13 protein-coding genes are annotated in these 14,531 nt (G+C 50.1%); 10 read left to right on the forward strand and 3 right to left on the reverse strand.

Translation table 11 applies throughout. The features are described from left to right. Positions 1–252 precede the first annotated feature (252 nt). The 3 genes from gntK to gnd all read right to left on the reverse strand — a co-directional run bounded on the left by gntK (position 253) and on the right by gnd (position 3,748). On the reverse strand, positions 253–1,800 hold the full coding sequence (gntK, locus tag CHH75_RS16835) for a gluconokinase (RefSeq protein ID WP_095266738.1): 1,548 nt from the start codon (positions 1,798–1,800) through the stop codon (positions 253–255). Positions 1,801–2,034: 234 nt separating this feature from the next. Continuing rightward, a complete protein-coding gene (locus CHH75_RS16840) occupies positions 2,035–2,715 on the reverse strand; it encodes a GntR family transcriptional regulator (protein WP_095398717.1) in 681 nt (226 codons plus the stop codon). 133 nt (positions 2,716–2,848) lie between these two features. Beyond that, positions 2,849–3,748: a phosphogluconate dehydrogenase (NAD(+)-dependent, decarboxylating) gene (gene gnd, locus CHH75_RS16845; RefSeq protein WP_095398718.1), complete on the reverse strand. Its 900-nt coding sequence runs from the start codon at positions 3,746–3,748 to the stop codon at positions 2,849–2,851. 382 nt (positions 3,749–4,130) lie between these two features. Between gnd and rpmH the strand changes: the two genes are divergently transcribed. The 10 genes from rpmH (at position 4,131) to CHH75_RS16900 (ending at position 14,438) form a co-directional block, all read left to right on the forward strand. Next, positions 4,131–4,265 carry a 50S ribosomal protein L34 gene (gene rpmH, locus CHH75_RS16850; RefSeq protein ID WP_095266650.1) on the forward strand — a complete coding sequence of 45 codons (135 nt, stop codon included), beginning with the start codon at positions 4,131–4,133 and terminating at the stop codon, positions 4,263–4,265. A 235-nt stretch (positions 4,266–4,500) separates the two neighbouring features. Beyond that, positions 4,501–4,851: a ribonuclease P protein component gene (gene rnpA / locus CHH75_RS16855; RefSeq protein WP_095266651.1), complete on the forward strand. Its 351-nt coding sequence runs from the start codon at positions 4,501–4,503 to the stop codon at positions 4,849–4,851. A 77-nt stretch (positions 4,852–4,928) separates the two neighbouring features. After that, positions 4,929–5,795, forward strand: a complete 867-nt coding sequence (locus tag CHH75_RS16860) for a YidC/Oxa1 family membrane protein insertase (RefSeq protein WP_095266652.1) — start codon at positions 4,929–4,931, stop codon at positions 5,793–5,795. After that, complete coding sequence (gene jag / locus CHH75_RS16865) at positions 5,792–6,574, forward strand: RNA-binding cell elongation regulator Jag/EloR (RefSeq protein ID WP_095266653.1); 783 nt, start codon at positions 5,792–5,794, stop codon at positions 6,572–6,574. Before CHH75_RS16860 ends, jag begins: the two co-directional genes overlap by 4 nt. 161 nt (positions 6,575–6,735) lie before the next feature. Beyond that, positions 6,736–8,112 (forward strand): tRNA uridine-5-carboxymethylaminomethyl(34) synthesis GTPase MnmE, encoded by a 1,377-nt coding sequence (mnmE, locus tag CHH75_RS16870; RefSeq protein WP_095398719.1) that lies wholly within the window; start codon positions 6,736–6,738, stop codon positions 8,110–8,112. A 178-nt stretch (positions 8,113–8,290) separates the two neighbouring features. Then, the gene (mnmG, locus tag CHH75_RS16875) at positions 8,291–10,177 is read left to right on the forward strand and encodes a tRNA uridine-5-carboxymethylaminomethyl(34) synthesis enzyme MnmG (RefSeq protein WP_095398720.1); all 1,887 of its coding nucleotides are present in this window, start codon (positions 8,291–8,293) and stop codon (positions 10,175–10,177) included. Between the two features lie 3 nt (positions 10,178–10,180). Next, positions 10,181–10,903 (forward strand): 16S rRNA (guanine(527)-N(7))-methyltransferase RsmG, encoded by a 723-nt coding sequence (gene rsmG, locus CHH75_RS16880; RefSeq protein ID WP_095266656.1) that lies wholly within the window; start codon positions 10,181–10,183, stop codon positions 10,901–10,903. A gap of 777 nt (positions 10,904–11,680) precedes the next feature. Then, a complete protein-coding gene (gene noc, locus CHH75_RS16885; protein ID WP_095266657.1) occupies positions 11,681–12,499 on the forward strand; it encodes a nucleoid occlusion protein in 819 nt (272 codons plus the stop codon). A 345-nt stretch (positions 12,500–12,844) separates the two neighbouring features. Next, positions 12,845–13,606, forward strand: coding sequence for a ParA family protein (locus tag CHH75_RS16895; RefSeq protein WP_095266658.1), 762 nt, complete (start codon positions 12,845–12,847; stop codon positions 13,604–13,606). Then, complete coding sequence (locus tag CHH75_RS16900) at positions 13,599–14,438, forward strand: ParB/RepB/Spo0J family partition protein (RefSeq protein WP_095266659.1); 840 nt, start codon at positions 13,599–13,601, stop codon at positions 14,436–14,438. The genes CHH75_RS16895 and CHH75_RS16900 overlap by 8 nt, the downstream gene beginning before the upstream one ends. The last annotated feature ends 93 nt before the right edge of the window (positions 14,439–14,531 follow it).

Here is a 14,531-nt window from a genome sequence, read left to right on the forward strand (position 1 = left end):
GTTTATAAGCTGTTCAACTTTCGACAGGATCACCTTGGATCCGAAAAAAAATATACACAGGTTGTGCGTATAGAGGCAATATTTACTTCCAAAACCATGTGAATAACCGCTTGGCTGGTTGCCCGGATCATCGGTTTGGATTCTACCAAAGGTAAAATGGGGGAACTAGGAGAGTGCCTGGAAGAAAAAACAGCCCGTTCCGCCGCGGAATCTTTCCGCAGCCGGACGGGCTGTTTCTACTTTCACAGGCGATTACAATACGCGGTCTGGTCCATTATGCTCGAATTTGCGCTGAAACTCGGCGATTGCTTCGTAATCTTCTTCCAGCTTGCGCGAGATGCGTATGTAGATCGGGAGGAGCGAGCGGTAGATTTCGGCATGCTCTGTCTTCGGCTGATGCTCATGCGTTCCGCCGACCATCGACGAGACAATCTCCAGCGAGTCGGTCCGGCCGATGGCATACAGTCCGAGGACGGCAGCGCCGAGACAGGAGCTCTCATAGCTTTCCGGCACGATCACCTGCTGATCGAAGATGTCGGCCATCATCTGCCGCCAGATCGGGGATCGGGCGAAGCCGCCGGTGGCGTGGATCTTCGCGGGACGGCCGATCTGTTCCTCCATTGCCAGCAGCACGGTGTACATGTTGAAGATAACGCCTTCGAGCACGGCGCGAATCATATGCTCCTTCTGATGGTTCAGCGTCAGTCCGAAGAAAGAACCGCGGGCGTTCGGGTCCCATAGAGGAGCCCGTTCTCCGGTTAAGTAAGGATGGAAGAGCAGGCCGTCGGAGCCGGGACGAACACGGTCGGCAATTTGGGTTAGCACATCATAAGGATTAATGCCGAGCCGCTTCGCTGTCTCAATCTCCGAAGCGGCCAACTGGTCCCTTACCCAGCGGAAAATCATCCCGCCATTGTTGACCGCACCGCCAATGACCCAATGCTTCTCGGTTAACGCATAGCAGAATATCCGCCCCTTCGGGTCGGTCATGGGCTTGTCGACCACGGTCCGGATCGCACCGCTCGTACCGATCGTAGCGGCAACGACTCCCGGCTGGATCGCATTCACGCCGAGATTCGACAGCACGCCGTCGGCGGCACCGAGCACGAACGGGGTGGAGGGGAGCAGCCCCATGATACGGGCATAATCCGCATTCAAGCCGGTTAGCGCATGGGTGGTCGGCACTAGCTCGGACAGATGCTCCTCTGTAATTCCCGCAAGCCTTAGCGCCTCTTGATCCCAGGCCAGCTCTCTTAAATTCATCATGCCGGTGCTGGAGGCGATAGAGTGATCGACCACGTAGCGGCCGAACAGCTTGAAATAGACGTATTCCTTAATTGATATAAATTTGGCCGTCTGCTTAAAAATGTCCTCATGTTCATGGCGGAGCCACATCAGCTTCGTCACAGGGGACATCGGGTGGATCGGCGTGCCGGTGCGCATGTAGAGCTCCATGCCGCCCATTTCCTTCTTCAGTCGGTTCGACCATGATGCACTGCGATTATCCGCCCAGGTGATACAGCGCGTTAGGGGCTTTCCATCGTCGTCGACGGCAATGACACTGTGCATGGCGGCACTGAAGGAGACGAATAGCAGCTGTGCCGGGTCGATGCCGCTCTGGTGCATCACGCTTTGGACTGCAGCAAGGACGGTTTGAAATATTTGCTCCGGGTCCTGCTCCGCGGTTGACGGAGTGGGGGTGAGCAGGGGATATTCGCCGCCGGCCTTGGTCACGACTTCACCGTTTTCTTTGAACAGAACGGCCTTGGTGCTGGTCGTTCCGATGTCTACACCGATCATGTAATGGAGCGTACTCACAAGACATACCTTCTTTCGTTCAAGGCCATACTAACGGCCCCTTTATACTTATATAATCCATAAACCGAATTTGTAATTGTGTATACTTGTCGACAATAAAAGGCGAAGCAAAGGTGGGCAGCCCGCCCATGAATGCTGTGTCGAGTCAGGCCCTATCCTTATCATCTCCGAGCCGCACACCGCTGCTCCGGAGGGGGAGAGGGAGGATGAACGGATCTACTCTCCTTCCGAGAAACTGAGATGCAGCGTCTCTCGGGAATCGTCAAAATACTGCTGTGCCGCGTTCTGAATCCGGACAGGATCCGAGGATTCCAGGTCGCGAATGAGCTGATGGTGCTTGCTTAGCACCGCTTCAATTCTGGATTCGCCTTCACTGAATACTTGCCGGGTGGTGATCAGAATGACGGTGATCACGATTTGGCGGATGCTGCGCCACAGATGAAGTATGCGCTTATGGTCGGCTTCGGCCACGATGCGCTCGTGAAAGGACAAGTCCTGGAGCGAGAACTCTTCCGGATCGCCATGCTTTGCGGCCAGCTCCATCCGGTCCACGATTTGCTTCAAATGCTGGATCAAGGCAGGCTGTGGCTTCGCAAACACATGGGTTTGCACGAAGCTTTCGATCAGGTAACGCACATCGTACAGCTCTTCGACTTCCTTGAGCGATAAGCCAATGACGACCGCGCCCATGCGCTCCAATTGGATCAACCCTTCACTGGACAGCGTTTTCAATGCTTCGCGTACCGGAGACCGGCTCGTTCCGAATTCACCTGCAATCCGGTTTTCCGACAGAATTTCTCCTTTCTTGATCGCGCCGCTAATGATTTGCAGACGCAATTCGTTGGCAATCGCTTCCCCGAGGGAAGCGCCCTGAAGCCAAGAGGCAGGATATTTCATACACTGATTCCCCTATCCGAGTATGTAATCTCATGATACTAAGTTGATAATGATTGTAACATACGGGATGTCTTGGTTCCATCAGCAAAGTGCCGCTGTGTCAGGCCTCAGAGCCGGTCATGCCAGGGAGAATTTACTCCGACTTTTCCACAGCATGGCCGCCGAATTCGTTGCGGAGCGCCGCAACTACCTTACCATGGAACGTATCGTCTTCCAGAGAGCGGTAGCGCATGAACAGCGACATCGCGATGACTGGGGCATTGGCCTGCAGATCAAGCGCCGTTTCGACGGTCCATTTTCCTTCGCCGGACGATTTCATGACCCCTTTGATGCTGTCCAGCTTCGGATCCTTGGAGAAAGCATTTTGCATCAGCTCCATCAGCCAGCCGCGAATAACGGAACCATTGGACCAGACGCGGGCCACATCCTCATAGCTATAATTGAACGCGCTTTTCTCCAGCACTTCGAAACCCTCAGCAATCGATTGCATCATGCCGTATTCAATACCGTTATGAACCATCTTCAGAAAATGTCCGCTGCCGATATCTCCGGCGTACAGGTATCCGTTCTCCACAGCCATGTCTTGAAATAGAGGCTCAATGCTGGCGAATACTTCGCGATTGCCGCCGATCATGAAGCAGCCGCCATGCTGGGCGCCTTCCATCCCGCCGGAGGTGCCTACATCAAAGTAATGGATGTCTTGCTCGGCCAGCCGTGCTGCGCGTGCAATCGAATCTTTATAGTGCGAGTTTCCGCCGTCGATGAGAATATCTCCAGGCTGAAGAAGCGGGGAGAGGGAATCAATAACCGAGTCCACAACGGCGCCGGCAGGCACCATCATCCATATGATGCGCGGGCTCTCCAGTCTGACTGTCATTTCTTCCAAAGCGTGCACCCCTTCAGCACCAAAGCCCGCTGCCAATTGGACTGAATCGGCGTTCAGGTCATAAGCGACCACTTGATGTTGATGATGCCGTAAATTTTGCACCAGATTAAGCCCCATTTTGCCGAGGCCGATCATCCCTATTTTCATATAAGTACAGCTCCTTTTAACAATGTATACTTGTATACAAGTATATTACCAATTATCATACTACTCTTAAATAAGTCATCTGTAAATAAGGGTTGTTCCGTTCGTGTCGTTTCATTAGGTTATCCCCATGTGGATAAATGCACTCCAAGTAAAAAAGAGTAGTTGTGGAAAACTTATACGGGGGCAAACGTGGAAGTTTGGTTTGACTTTTGGGCCAGGACGTGATTAAATGTATAAAGGCATTTTCTGTGAAGATGTAAATGATGTTCGAACATTGAAGATAGGACAGTACTTGAATCTGTCTATCAAAATGCGTCGCAAACCGGCGTTTATTTTTTGAATATGGCAAGTCAAAGATTTCTGTAAGGGGGTGCATTAAATCATGAGACCGACTTTTAAACCGAACGTGAGCAAGCGCAAGAAAGTACACGGCTTCCGTCAAAGAATGAGCACAAAGAACGGACGTAAGGTATTGGCCAGACGCCGTCTTAAAGGAAGAAAAGTATTGAGCGCTTAATACTGTCGCCACGAAGACCACCGAGGTGGTCTTTTTTTCGTAATAGGCTCCGATTATGTGTGTCCAGCAGGTCATGTGCCCGGAGCTGTCGGCAGCATAAGCTATAAATGGACCGCATTCGTGTGACATCTTGCGTTTAACTTGCTTGGGCATGACTATACTATATTAATATAGGAAGAGATGCCGGATGCAATGAGTGTAAAGACATGGATTAACGGCAGGCAGGGAGATACTCGTGCATAGAAAACTTCGATTACGAAACCGCGCTGACTTTAGCCGGGTATATCGCCACGGAAAGTCTTTCGCCAATCATCAGTTTGTAGTGTATTGGTCACGCAAAAAAGAGGTAGAGCAGTTTCGGGTAGGTGTGTCGTGCAGCAAAAAGATCGGCAATGCCGTTGTGCGCAACCGGATGCGTCGTCTCGTCAAGGAGATCGTCCGGCGGCACAAGGATGAGATTGCTGAGCATACGGATCTGATCTTTATTGTGCGCAAAGGCGCTCTGGACAAGTCCTACCGGGAACTGGAGAAAAGCGTGCTGCATGTGCTGCGCAAATCATCTCTTTTGAAGGCGAAGAAGGGCTAGTGGGTTGTGTTTATTTGTTCATATAAATATGTTATGATTTACCGTGGAATGGCAATGGCGAAGAGAGGGGTTATGAAGTGTCGCAAATGATGACAAGACGAGGAAAATGGTTCCTCCTCACCGCTGTATTACTTGCAGTGGCCGTGATTTCAGGCTGTGCGACTGGCGAAGAGCAGATGCGTACGATTGAAGACCTGAAGAACGGGGGCTTTTGGCAAAGTAACGTAGTTTATTACTTCACACTGGCGCTTGATACATTTGCTCAATGGTTTGACGGTGAATATGGATTATCCGTACTGGTGATGGTGTTGATCGTCCGTACGTTAATATTGCCGTTAACGCTGAAGCAGGTTCGAAGCTCCAAGGCAATGCAGGCGATTCAACCTGAAATTCAGAAGGTTCGTGAGAAGTATAAGGATAATCCGGAAAAGATGCAGATGGAAACGATGAAGCTGTTCCAAGAGCACAAAGTCAACCCGATGGCTGGCTGTTTCCCGCTGCTGCTACAAATGCCGATATTTATCGCACTCTATCATTCGATTTACTATAACGGAGAATTGCGCGGCCATGAATTTTTGTGGATGCAGCTCGGACAGCCGGACAAGCTGTTCATCCTTCCGCTGCTCGCTGCAATTACGACATATCTTCAGACCAAGATGATGATGAAGATGAATCCTTCGCCGCAGATGGGCATGATGCAGTTCATGCTGTTTGTGTACCCGATTCTGATCTTTGTCATGTCCTTTCAATTTCCTTCAGCACTTCCGCTGTACTGGTTCTACAGCAACCTGTATACGATCGTGCAGAACTACTTCTTGTACCGCAACAATGACACGGCCGCTGTTCAGGCTAACGTAGCCGCTAGCACTAGCGCAAGTCAAGGTCAGAGAAAAGGAAACAAAAGTAGGAAAAAAGGTTCGAAAGGAGCCAAGAAGTCGAAATGAGCAAGATCGTCGCAACAGGAAAAACCATTGAAGATGCTGTCGCACAAGGGCTTGCCAAGTGGGGCGTAAGTCGGGACCGCGTGTCGGTTCAAGTATTGAGTCAGCCGTCAAGAGGATTCCTGGGCCTGTTCGGGGTCAAGGAAGCGAAAGTGGAACTTGAGCTCCTGCCTGAACGAGCTGGCGGCGAATTGCAATCTGAGACTCCGCTCGCGAAGCAGGAGGTATCGATCAAAGCAAACCAGACGGAAACGGCAGCGACCGTATCCATGCCGGCTGAAGAAGCTGTCGAATCGACGCCTGCGGACGTGAATTCCACTGGCCATGAAGGCAAAGACCCATATCACGAAGCGATTTCCTTTCTACAGGAAACCGGCCGTGCTATGGGGATTGAAGTAACGATTGAAATGGAGAAGGGTAAGGATTACACCACCCTTCATATATCAGGTTCAGGTCTAGGCTTGATGATTGGACGCCGGGGGCAGACGCTTGATGCGCTTCAATATTTGGCCAACATTGTGGCGAACCGGTATTCCGACAGCTATTTGCGCATTGTGCTGGACGCGGAGAATTTCCGCGAACGGCGCAAGAAGACGCTGGAGGATCTTGCCGACCGTCTGGCCGCACGCGTGCTGAAGACGCGCAAGGAGATCGTGCTCGAGCCGATGTCGGCGCCGGAGCGCAAGGTCATTCACGCCCGGCTTCAGGCCAAGGGCGGCGTGAAGACGTACAGCAAGGGCGATGAACCGAACCGGCGCGTTGTCATTACACCGAAGATGTAGCATTAGAGTTGAACAGAGCCGTATATCGTACAATGACTCCTTAGGATGACAGGGAGTCATTGTTTTTTAGAAATGGGATTTTGGATGATCCTGTGAATATAGAGAAACGTATAGGTTTCAAGCTTGCTTGCTTAGTGAAGGACAGAAAGAGGTGACAGGTTGTGTATAGTGATACAATTGCTGCGATTTCCACAGCGGTAGGTGAGGGTGGAATCGCGATCATTCGGGTTAGCGGACCGGATTCGATCAAGGAAGTTGAGAACATATTCAAGAGCAAGATCCGCTTAAGCGAAGCGGCTTCCCATACGGTGCATTACGGACATATCATCGACCCGAGAACGAAGGAAAACCTGGAGGAAGTGCTGGTGACGGTGATGCGGGCACCGCGTTCTTTTACAACAGAGGATGTAGTCGAAATCAGCGCCCATGGCGGGGTCATTTCGGTTAAGCGGGTGATGGACATTCTGCTTCAGCAGCAAGTGCGGCTTGCAGAGCCTGGGGAGTTCACCAAACGGGCCTTCTTGAATGGGCGGATTGACCTGTCGCAGGCTGAGGCTGTCATTGACCTCATTCGTTCGAAATCGGACCGAGCGTTCTCGGTGGCATTGAAGCAGGTCGAAGGCACCCTGTCCCGCAAAATTAAGGATCTCCGCCATACGCTGGTGGAGACACTGGCCCACATAGAGGTCAACATCGATTATCCGGAACATGATGTGGAGTCCCTGACTGCTGATTTTATTAAGGATAAAAGCCGGCTGGTTATGGATGAAATCGACAAGCTGCTGAAGACGGCGGAGGAAGGCAAAATTCTGCGCGAAGGGATCACCACCGCGATTGTCGGGCGTCCGAACGTCGGCAAATCGTCGCTGCTCAACACGCTTGCCCATGATAATAAGGCGATTGTGACCGATATTCCAGGGACAACCCGGGATGTTATTGAGGAATTTGTCACAATTAACAATATCCCGTTGAAGCTGCTCGACACGGCCGGAATCCGGGAAACGATGGACGTAGTGGAGCAGATTGGGGTAGAGCGCTCGAAGCATGCGGTCAATGAAGCGGATCTGATTCTGCTGGTGCTGAACGCCAGTGAGCCGCTGCATCCGGATGAACTGGAATTGATGGAACAAATACGCGGTAGACAATGCATTGTGATTATGAATAAAATGGACTTACCGACACAATTGGATATGGAGATTCTGCATCGATATTATCCGCCTGAACTGATCGTGCCGATGTCTGTTATAGAACAGGAAGGCATTGATAAGCTGGAGGAGGCCATCTCGAATCTGTTCTTCAGCGGACGGATCGAGGGCGGAGATTTGACCTATGTCAGCAATGTGCGGCATATTGCTCTTTTGAAGAAAGCGAAGGCGTCGCTTGAAGATGCTTATGAAGCTGCAGAGCAGCTTATACCGATTGATATGATCCAGATCGATGTTCGTCTAGCTTGGGAGCAGCTGGGTGAGATTCTGGGCGAGGCGGTCGGCGATTCGCTCATTGACCAGATTTTCTCACAATTCTGCCTGGGCAAGTAAGGGCGTGCATAATATCTGTACTTGCCGTTGTTGTCGATTCGTAGCTAAGGTTGTCAATTAGGCGGCACTTCCCGGCAGGCTCGCCTGAGAAGCGGGTCTGCCTTGGAGTGTTTGCCTTCAGGATATAGATCGTTCGTCTCTATATATTCACAAATATGAACAACAAGGAGGGTTTGCCATGAGTTACATGGGAGGCACCTATGACGTGATCGTTGTGGGTGCGGGTCATGCCGGCTGTGAGGCTGCACTTGCAGCAGCTCGGATGGGGTCGGAGACATTGATGATTACGATTAACCTGGATATGGTTGCTTTTATGCCTTGTAACCCGTCCATCGGAGGACCTGCCAAAGGTCATGTGGTGCGCGAAATTGATGCACTGGGCGGGGAAATGGGCCGCAATATCGATAAAACCTTCATTCAAATGCGGATGCTGAATACAGGGAAGGGGCCTGCGGTTCACGCGCTGCGTGCCCAAGCTGACAAATTCCAGTATCAGCACACGATGAAGGAAACGCTGGAGAAGGAAGAGAAGCTGACGCTGCGTCAAGGCATGGTCGATCAGTTGATCGTTGAGGACGGCGTCTGTGTTGGAGTTGTGACGCAGACGGGCACGGAATACCGGGCGAAAGCGGTTGTGCTCACAACAGGAACCTATCTGCGTGGAAAAGTGATCATGGGCGAGCTGATGTATGAGAGCGGACCGAACAATCAGCAGCCGTCGGTGAAGCTGGCGGAGAATCTGCGTGAGCTTGGATTTGATCTCGTCCGCTTCAAAACCGGCACACCTCCGCGTGTGCATAAGGACACGATTGATTTTTCGAAGACGGAAATTCAGCCTGGGGATGAAAAGCCGAAATTCTTCTCGTATGAGACGAAGTCCTCGGATAATGAACAGCTGCCATGCTGGCTGACGTATACGTCTGTGGATACACATCAAATTATTAACGATAATCTCCATCGCGCACCGATGTTCTCGGGGGTAATTGAAGGCACCGGTCCTCGCTATTGCCCGTCGATTGAGGATAAAATCGTTCGTTTCGCAGATAAGCCAAAACATCAAATATTCCTGGAGCCAGAAGGCAAAAATACAAAGGAATATTATGTGCAAGGCCTCTCCACCAGTCTGCCAGAGGATGTGCAGCTGGCGGTGCTGCGCTCCATTCCTGGAATGGAGAAAGTGGAAATGATGCGCAACGGCTATGCCATTGAGTATGATGCAATTGTTCCAACCCAGCTGTGGCCTTCGCTGGAGACCAAGAAATTGCCTGGCCTGTTCACGGCGGGGCAAATTAACGGAACCTCCGGTTATGAGGAAGCAGCAGGGCAAGGGATCATGGCTGGCATTAATGCGGCACGCAAAGTGCAAGGCAAAGAGCCGGTCATTCTGGATCGTTCGCAGGGCTATATCGGCGTATTGATTGATGATCTGGTTACAAAGGGCACGAATGAGCCTTATCGCTTGCTGACCTCGCGTGCGGAATATCGCCTGTTGCTTCGCCATGACAATGCCGATTTGCGCCTGACTGAAATCGGTCATGAGATCGGCCTGATCTCGGAAGAGCGCTATGCACAGTTCCTTCGTAAGAAAGAGCTGGTCGAGCAAGAGATCGAACGTCTGCGTCAAGCGAAGGTGAAGCCGGTTGAGGTGAACCCGATGCTGGAGGCTGCCGGTTCGGCCCCTATCCAGGATGGAAGCACACTGCTGACGATTCTGCGCCGTCCAGAAGTGACGTTTGCCATGATTGAGCAATTGTCGCCATCTCCGTTTAATCTGGATGAAGAAATGAAGGAGCAAGTGGAGATCCAAATCAAATATGCCGGTTATATTGAGAAACAGCTCGGGCATGTGGAACGTCTGCAAAAAATGGAGAAGAAACGGATTCCGGAGGATATCAACTATGATGATGTTCATGGTCTGGCGATGGAAGCACGGCAGAAGCTGAACAGAATCCGTCCGATTTCCATCGGGCAGGCGTCTCGGATCAGCGGCGTTACACCAGCTGACATTTCGATACTTCTGGTGTACCTGGAGCATTACAACCGGGTGACCGCGGCGAAAGGATAAGGTATGGACGTGATTCAGAAGGATTTTGCAGAACGGCTGCAGGAGCATGGTATTCATGTCGATCAGAAGCAGCTGGATCAGTTTGAGACGTATTACGAGACGCTGGTAGAGTGGAATGAAAAAATGAACCTGACAGGTATTACCGAGCGGGATCAGGTGTATACGAAGCATTTTTATGATTCAGTGACACTTGCGTTTTATGTAGATATGTCGCAGGTCGGCACCTTGGCTGATATTGGCTCCGGCGCTGGCTTCCCGGGCATTCCGCTTAAGATCTGCTTTCCACATATCAAGCTGACGATTGTAGATTCGCTGAACAAGCGGATTAATTTCCTCAAGTTTGTGGTGGATACGCTTGGCCTATCGGATGTGGAGCTAATTCATGGCCGGGCGGAGGAAGTTGCCCGCAAGCGCGAATACCGTGATCATTTCGATCTGGTGACGGCAAGAGCGGTTGCCCGGATGGCGCTGCTGAATGAATTTTGTCTTCCATTCACGAAGGTAGGCGGCCAATTCGCTGCCATGAAAGGGAGCAATCCGGCTGAGGAAATTGAAGAGTCGAAGCGCAGCTTGAAAGAGCTGCGGGGGAGACTTGATCAGGTTCATTCGTTCTCATTGCCGATTGAGCAGTCTGATCGTCATATCGTCGTAGTCGACAAGGTGGGAAGTACGCCAGGCAAATATCCACGCAAGCCGGGGATGGCGGCTAAGTCGCCTCTGGTGTAGAACACATTGGTGCAGCAATAGGATGCCGGTGGAGTGAAATGGGCAAGGCGGAGGCATGCTAACATCATTATTTGTTGGGTGAAAATGCGACCTGGTTCATTTTTCTTCTATTATATAGGTGGTAAGAGCAACAATGTGATCGATAGAACTTACAAGATGATTCGATACGGTGGAGAGGGGATGTTTCACGTGGAACATTCCCTCTCCTTTTCTATGGAAACTTGAGGCAATTATATTCTGTACTTGTTATGAAGAGTAGGGACACGAAAATCGAGCAAAAAAGGTTAATTTGAAGAATAGAGTTATAGAACAAAAAGTGGTAGAATAGAGACAAGCATACTGTAAGAGTCCGGTTTATTTACCGGCTTTTTAGAGAACAACGCCTTGTCATGTATTTGAACAGTAGACAAACTGCATGTGAAGGTTGTTTTTCTTGTGGTATCAGATCGTGATCCAGCTGTATGCATTCATTTTCTGATATCTCGATCAGGTTATAAGACCATCCACATCATGATTGATCCTATTCTCTATCGTGTCGACAGCGACGATGACAGATGAACGCAGGGTTAATGTGAAGGAGTTAGTTTTTGCAGGGATATGCCTGGCTGCTTTCGTTGTACATACAAGCTGCCCTGAATACGGTGGATTCTGTATTCTGCCGTTCAAGAGAGAGAGTGGGCGGGCGACAGCATCCATGCTGATCTGAGTGTTCTCAGATCGGGAACCCAAGCCGGGACATCATCCATGCTATCATGAAATTAGGTGGTAATATACGGAATGAAAGAACAATTTTCGAAGTTGTTTGGATTGGCGGCGGAACGAAATCAGGGAGATGAAGTAAAGCATATTCCGGTACATGAGGTCGTCAGCAGCCCTTATCAACCACGGACCATATTTGATGATGACAAAATCGATGAGCTGCTGCAAACGATCAAGACACATGGTGTGATTCAGCCGATTGTGGTCAGGGTTCGCAATGGCGGCTACGAGATTATCGCCGGGGAGCGCCGCTGGCGAGCCGTCAAGAAGCTGGGACTCGATACGATTCCGGCTATCATTCGTGAGTTTAATGATTCGCAGGCGGCTTCGATTGCACTTATTGAGAACTTGCAGCGTGAAGGACTGACATCGATTGAAGAGGCCGTCGCTTATCAGAAGTTAATTGATCTGCATCAATTGACTCAGGAGAGTCTGGCACAGCGGCTTGGCAAGAGCCAGTCCACGATTGCGAACAAGATCCGGTTGCTGCAGCTGCCGGAACAAGTGAAGACAGCGCTCATGGAACGGAAAATTACGGAGCGTCATGCTCGTGCATTGCTGTCCCTGGATAATGAGGAGACCCAGCTCAAAGTGCTGGATGAGATTATTGCCAAGGAACTAAATGTGAAGCAGACGGAAGCGCGGATTGCCTTCTATAAAGAAGTCTCCACCGTGAAAAAATCTAAACGCATCTCTTACAGTAAGGACGTTCGTCTTGCACTGAATACGATCCGTCAATCCATTGACATGGTATCGGGCTCGGGGATGGCTATCAAGACAACCGAGAACGACCATGAGGATCATTACGAGATTGTGATTAAAATACCTAAACGATAAGATTAAGCGTGAAAGCGGTATTCTTCGTGCCGCTTTTTCTTTTGATCAGGAATGCGGGATTGTTCCTGGATCGGTCGAGGCTGCTTACTGACGGGTATCTATTGGGGCAGAGGGGACTTATGGCCATGTGTTTAGGCGGATTCAAGAACGCTGCGCCTCATAACCAAGGTAGGGTAGCCATAACGGAGAACGGAACATTTATATTTGTGAGGCCCCAGCGGCTGACTGTGGATTTGTTAGCATAATCTACCTCGATAGAGGTTTTCTTTTATTTATATTCAGACTGACTGAATGAACATCATTGCGTCATACTTACTAGAGTCTACCTACATTGAGGTGAAATGAGTGTCAAAAATTATTGCCATAGCAAATCAAAAAGGCGGTGTCGGCAAAACGACGACGTCCGTCAATCTGGGGGCTGGACTGGCTTCGCTAGGCAAACGGGTACTGCTCGTGGATATCGATCCTCAGGGCAATACAACGAGCGGGGTAGGGATCAATAAAGCCGATGTCTCGAACTGTATATATGATGTCATTATTAATGAAGTGCATCCGAAGGATGCAATTTGTGGAACCGTCGTTGAAGGCCTGGACATCATTCCGGCTACGATTCAGCTGGCAGGGGCGGAGATTGAACTTGTACCAACCATCTCTCGCGAAGTTCGCTTGAAGAAATCACTCCAGCTCATTAAGTCATCCTATGATTACATTTTGATTGATTGCCCGCCTTCACTTGGAATCCTAACGATTAATTCCTTGACGGCTGCAGATTCGGTCATCATTCCAATCCAGTGTGAATATTACGCGCTGGAGGGACTCAGTCAGCTGCTGAATACGGTCCGCCTGGTTCAGAAGCACCTGAACACTTCGCTTAAGATTGAAGGTGTTCTGCTCACAATGCTGGATGCAAGAACGAATCTTGGCATTCAAGTAATTGAAGAAGTGAAGAAGTATTTTCAGGAGAAAGTATATAAGACCATCATCCCTAGAAATGTTCGGTTAAGTGAAGCACCGTCCCACGGACAGTCGATCATCACCTATGATCCGCGTTCTAAGGGTGCGGAAGTATACTTGGAGCTGGCAAAGGAAGTGATCTCTTATGAGTAAACGATTGGGAAAAGGATTGGATGCACTTATTCCTTCTTTGTCGATTAACGAGGATGACAAGGTCGTGGAAATTCCGCTAAGTCAATTGCGTGCGAACCCGTATCAGCCTCGTAAAAATTTTAACGAGGAAGCCATTCAGGAGTTAGCGGAGTCCATTCGTCAGCATGGTGTCATTCAGCCGATTATCGTGCGCAGCGTTCTGAAGGGCTATGAGATTATTGCCGGGGAACGTCGTTTCAGAGCATCTCAATATTGCGGTAAAGCTACGATTCCAGCGGTTGTTCGTTCTTTCAGCGACCAGCAAGTCATGGAAATCGCTCTGATCGAAAACTTGCAGCGTGAAAATCTGAATGCCATTGAAATCGCTGTTGCATATCAAGGATTGATGGAACAATTTTCCTTGACTCAGGAAGAGCTGTCGCTGAAGGTAGGGAAGTCGCGTTCGCATATCGCTAACTTTTTAAGGTTGCTGTCATTGCCGGAGGAAGTCAAAGAAAATGTTTCACGTGGAACATTGTCCATGGGACATGCCCGGGCAATTGTTGGCTTGAAGGACCCGGCACTTGTGAAACAATTGGCGAAGCAATGTGTGGAACAGGAGTGGAGCGTTCGCGAGCTTGAAGAAGCGGTGAAGAATCTGGATCGCAAGCCGGAAGAGAAGACGAAGGTCAAAACGAAGAAAAAAGATCCGTACATTGACCACCTGGAGGAAAGCCTGCGGGAACGATTCAAAACCACGGTCAAAATCAAGCACAACAAGGATAAAGGAAAAATTGAATTGAACTACTACAGCAAGCAGGATTTAGAACGGTTGTTGGAATTGCTGCAGTAGGTTGAGTATGAGGCGAGCTCGGATATCGAGTCCGGGTTCGTATGTTGGATGTCGAGTTCGTGTTCATAGGTGTGGAACTATAACGACCTATTG

The sequence above is a fragment of the Paenibacillus sp. 7541 genome (assembly GCF_002276395.1).
GTDB classification, from domain to species: domain Bacteria; phylum Bacillota; class Bacilli; order Paenibacillales; family Paenibacillaceae; genus Paenibacillus_AQ; species Paenibacillus_AQ campinasensis.

What these genes read in the sequence shown, in the direction of transcription:
- gntK (WP_095266738.1), bottom strand. Translation starts at nt 1,800, where the DNA reads ATGATCGGTGTAGACATCGGAACGACCAGCACCAAGGCCGTTCTGTTC.
- CHH75_RS16840 (WP_095398717.1), bottom strand. Translation starts at nt 2,715, where the DNA reads ATGAAATATCCTGCCTCTTGGCTTCAGGGCGCTTCCCTCGGGGAAGCG.
- gnd (WP_095398718.1), bottom strand. Translation starts at nt 3,748, where the DNA reads ATGAAAATAGGGATGATCGGCCTCGGCAAAATGGGGCTTAATCTGGTG.
- rpmH (WP_095266650.1), top strand. Translation starts at nt 4,131, where the DNA reads ATGAGACCGACTTTTAAACCGAACGTGAGCAAGCGCAAGAAAGTACAC.
- jag (WP_095266653.1), top strand. Translation starts at nt 5,792, where the DNA reads ATGAGCAAGATCGTCGCAACAGGAAAAACCATTGAAGATGCTGTCGCA.
- mnmG (WP_095398720.1), top strand. Translation starts at nt 8,291, where the DNA reads ATGAGTTACATGGGAGGCACCTATGACGTGATCGTTGTGGGTGCGGGT.
- rsmG (WP_095266656.1), top strand. Translation starts at nt 10,181, where the DNA reads ATGGACGTGATTCAGAAGGATTTTGCAGAACGGCTGCAGGAGCATGGT.
- noc (WP_095266657.1), top strand. Translation starts at nt 11,681, where the DNA reads ATGAAAGAACAATTTTCGAAGTTGTTTGGATTGGCGGCGGAACGAAAT.
- CHH75_RS16900 (WP_095266659.1), top strand. Translation starts at nt 13,599, where the DNA reads ATGAGTAAACGATTGGGAAAAGGATTGGATGCACTTATTCCTTCTTTG.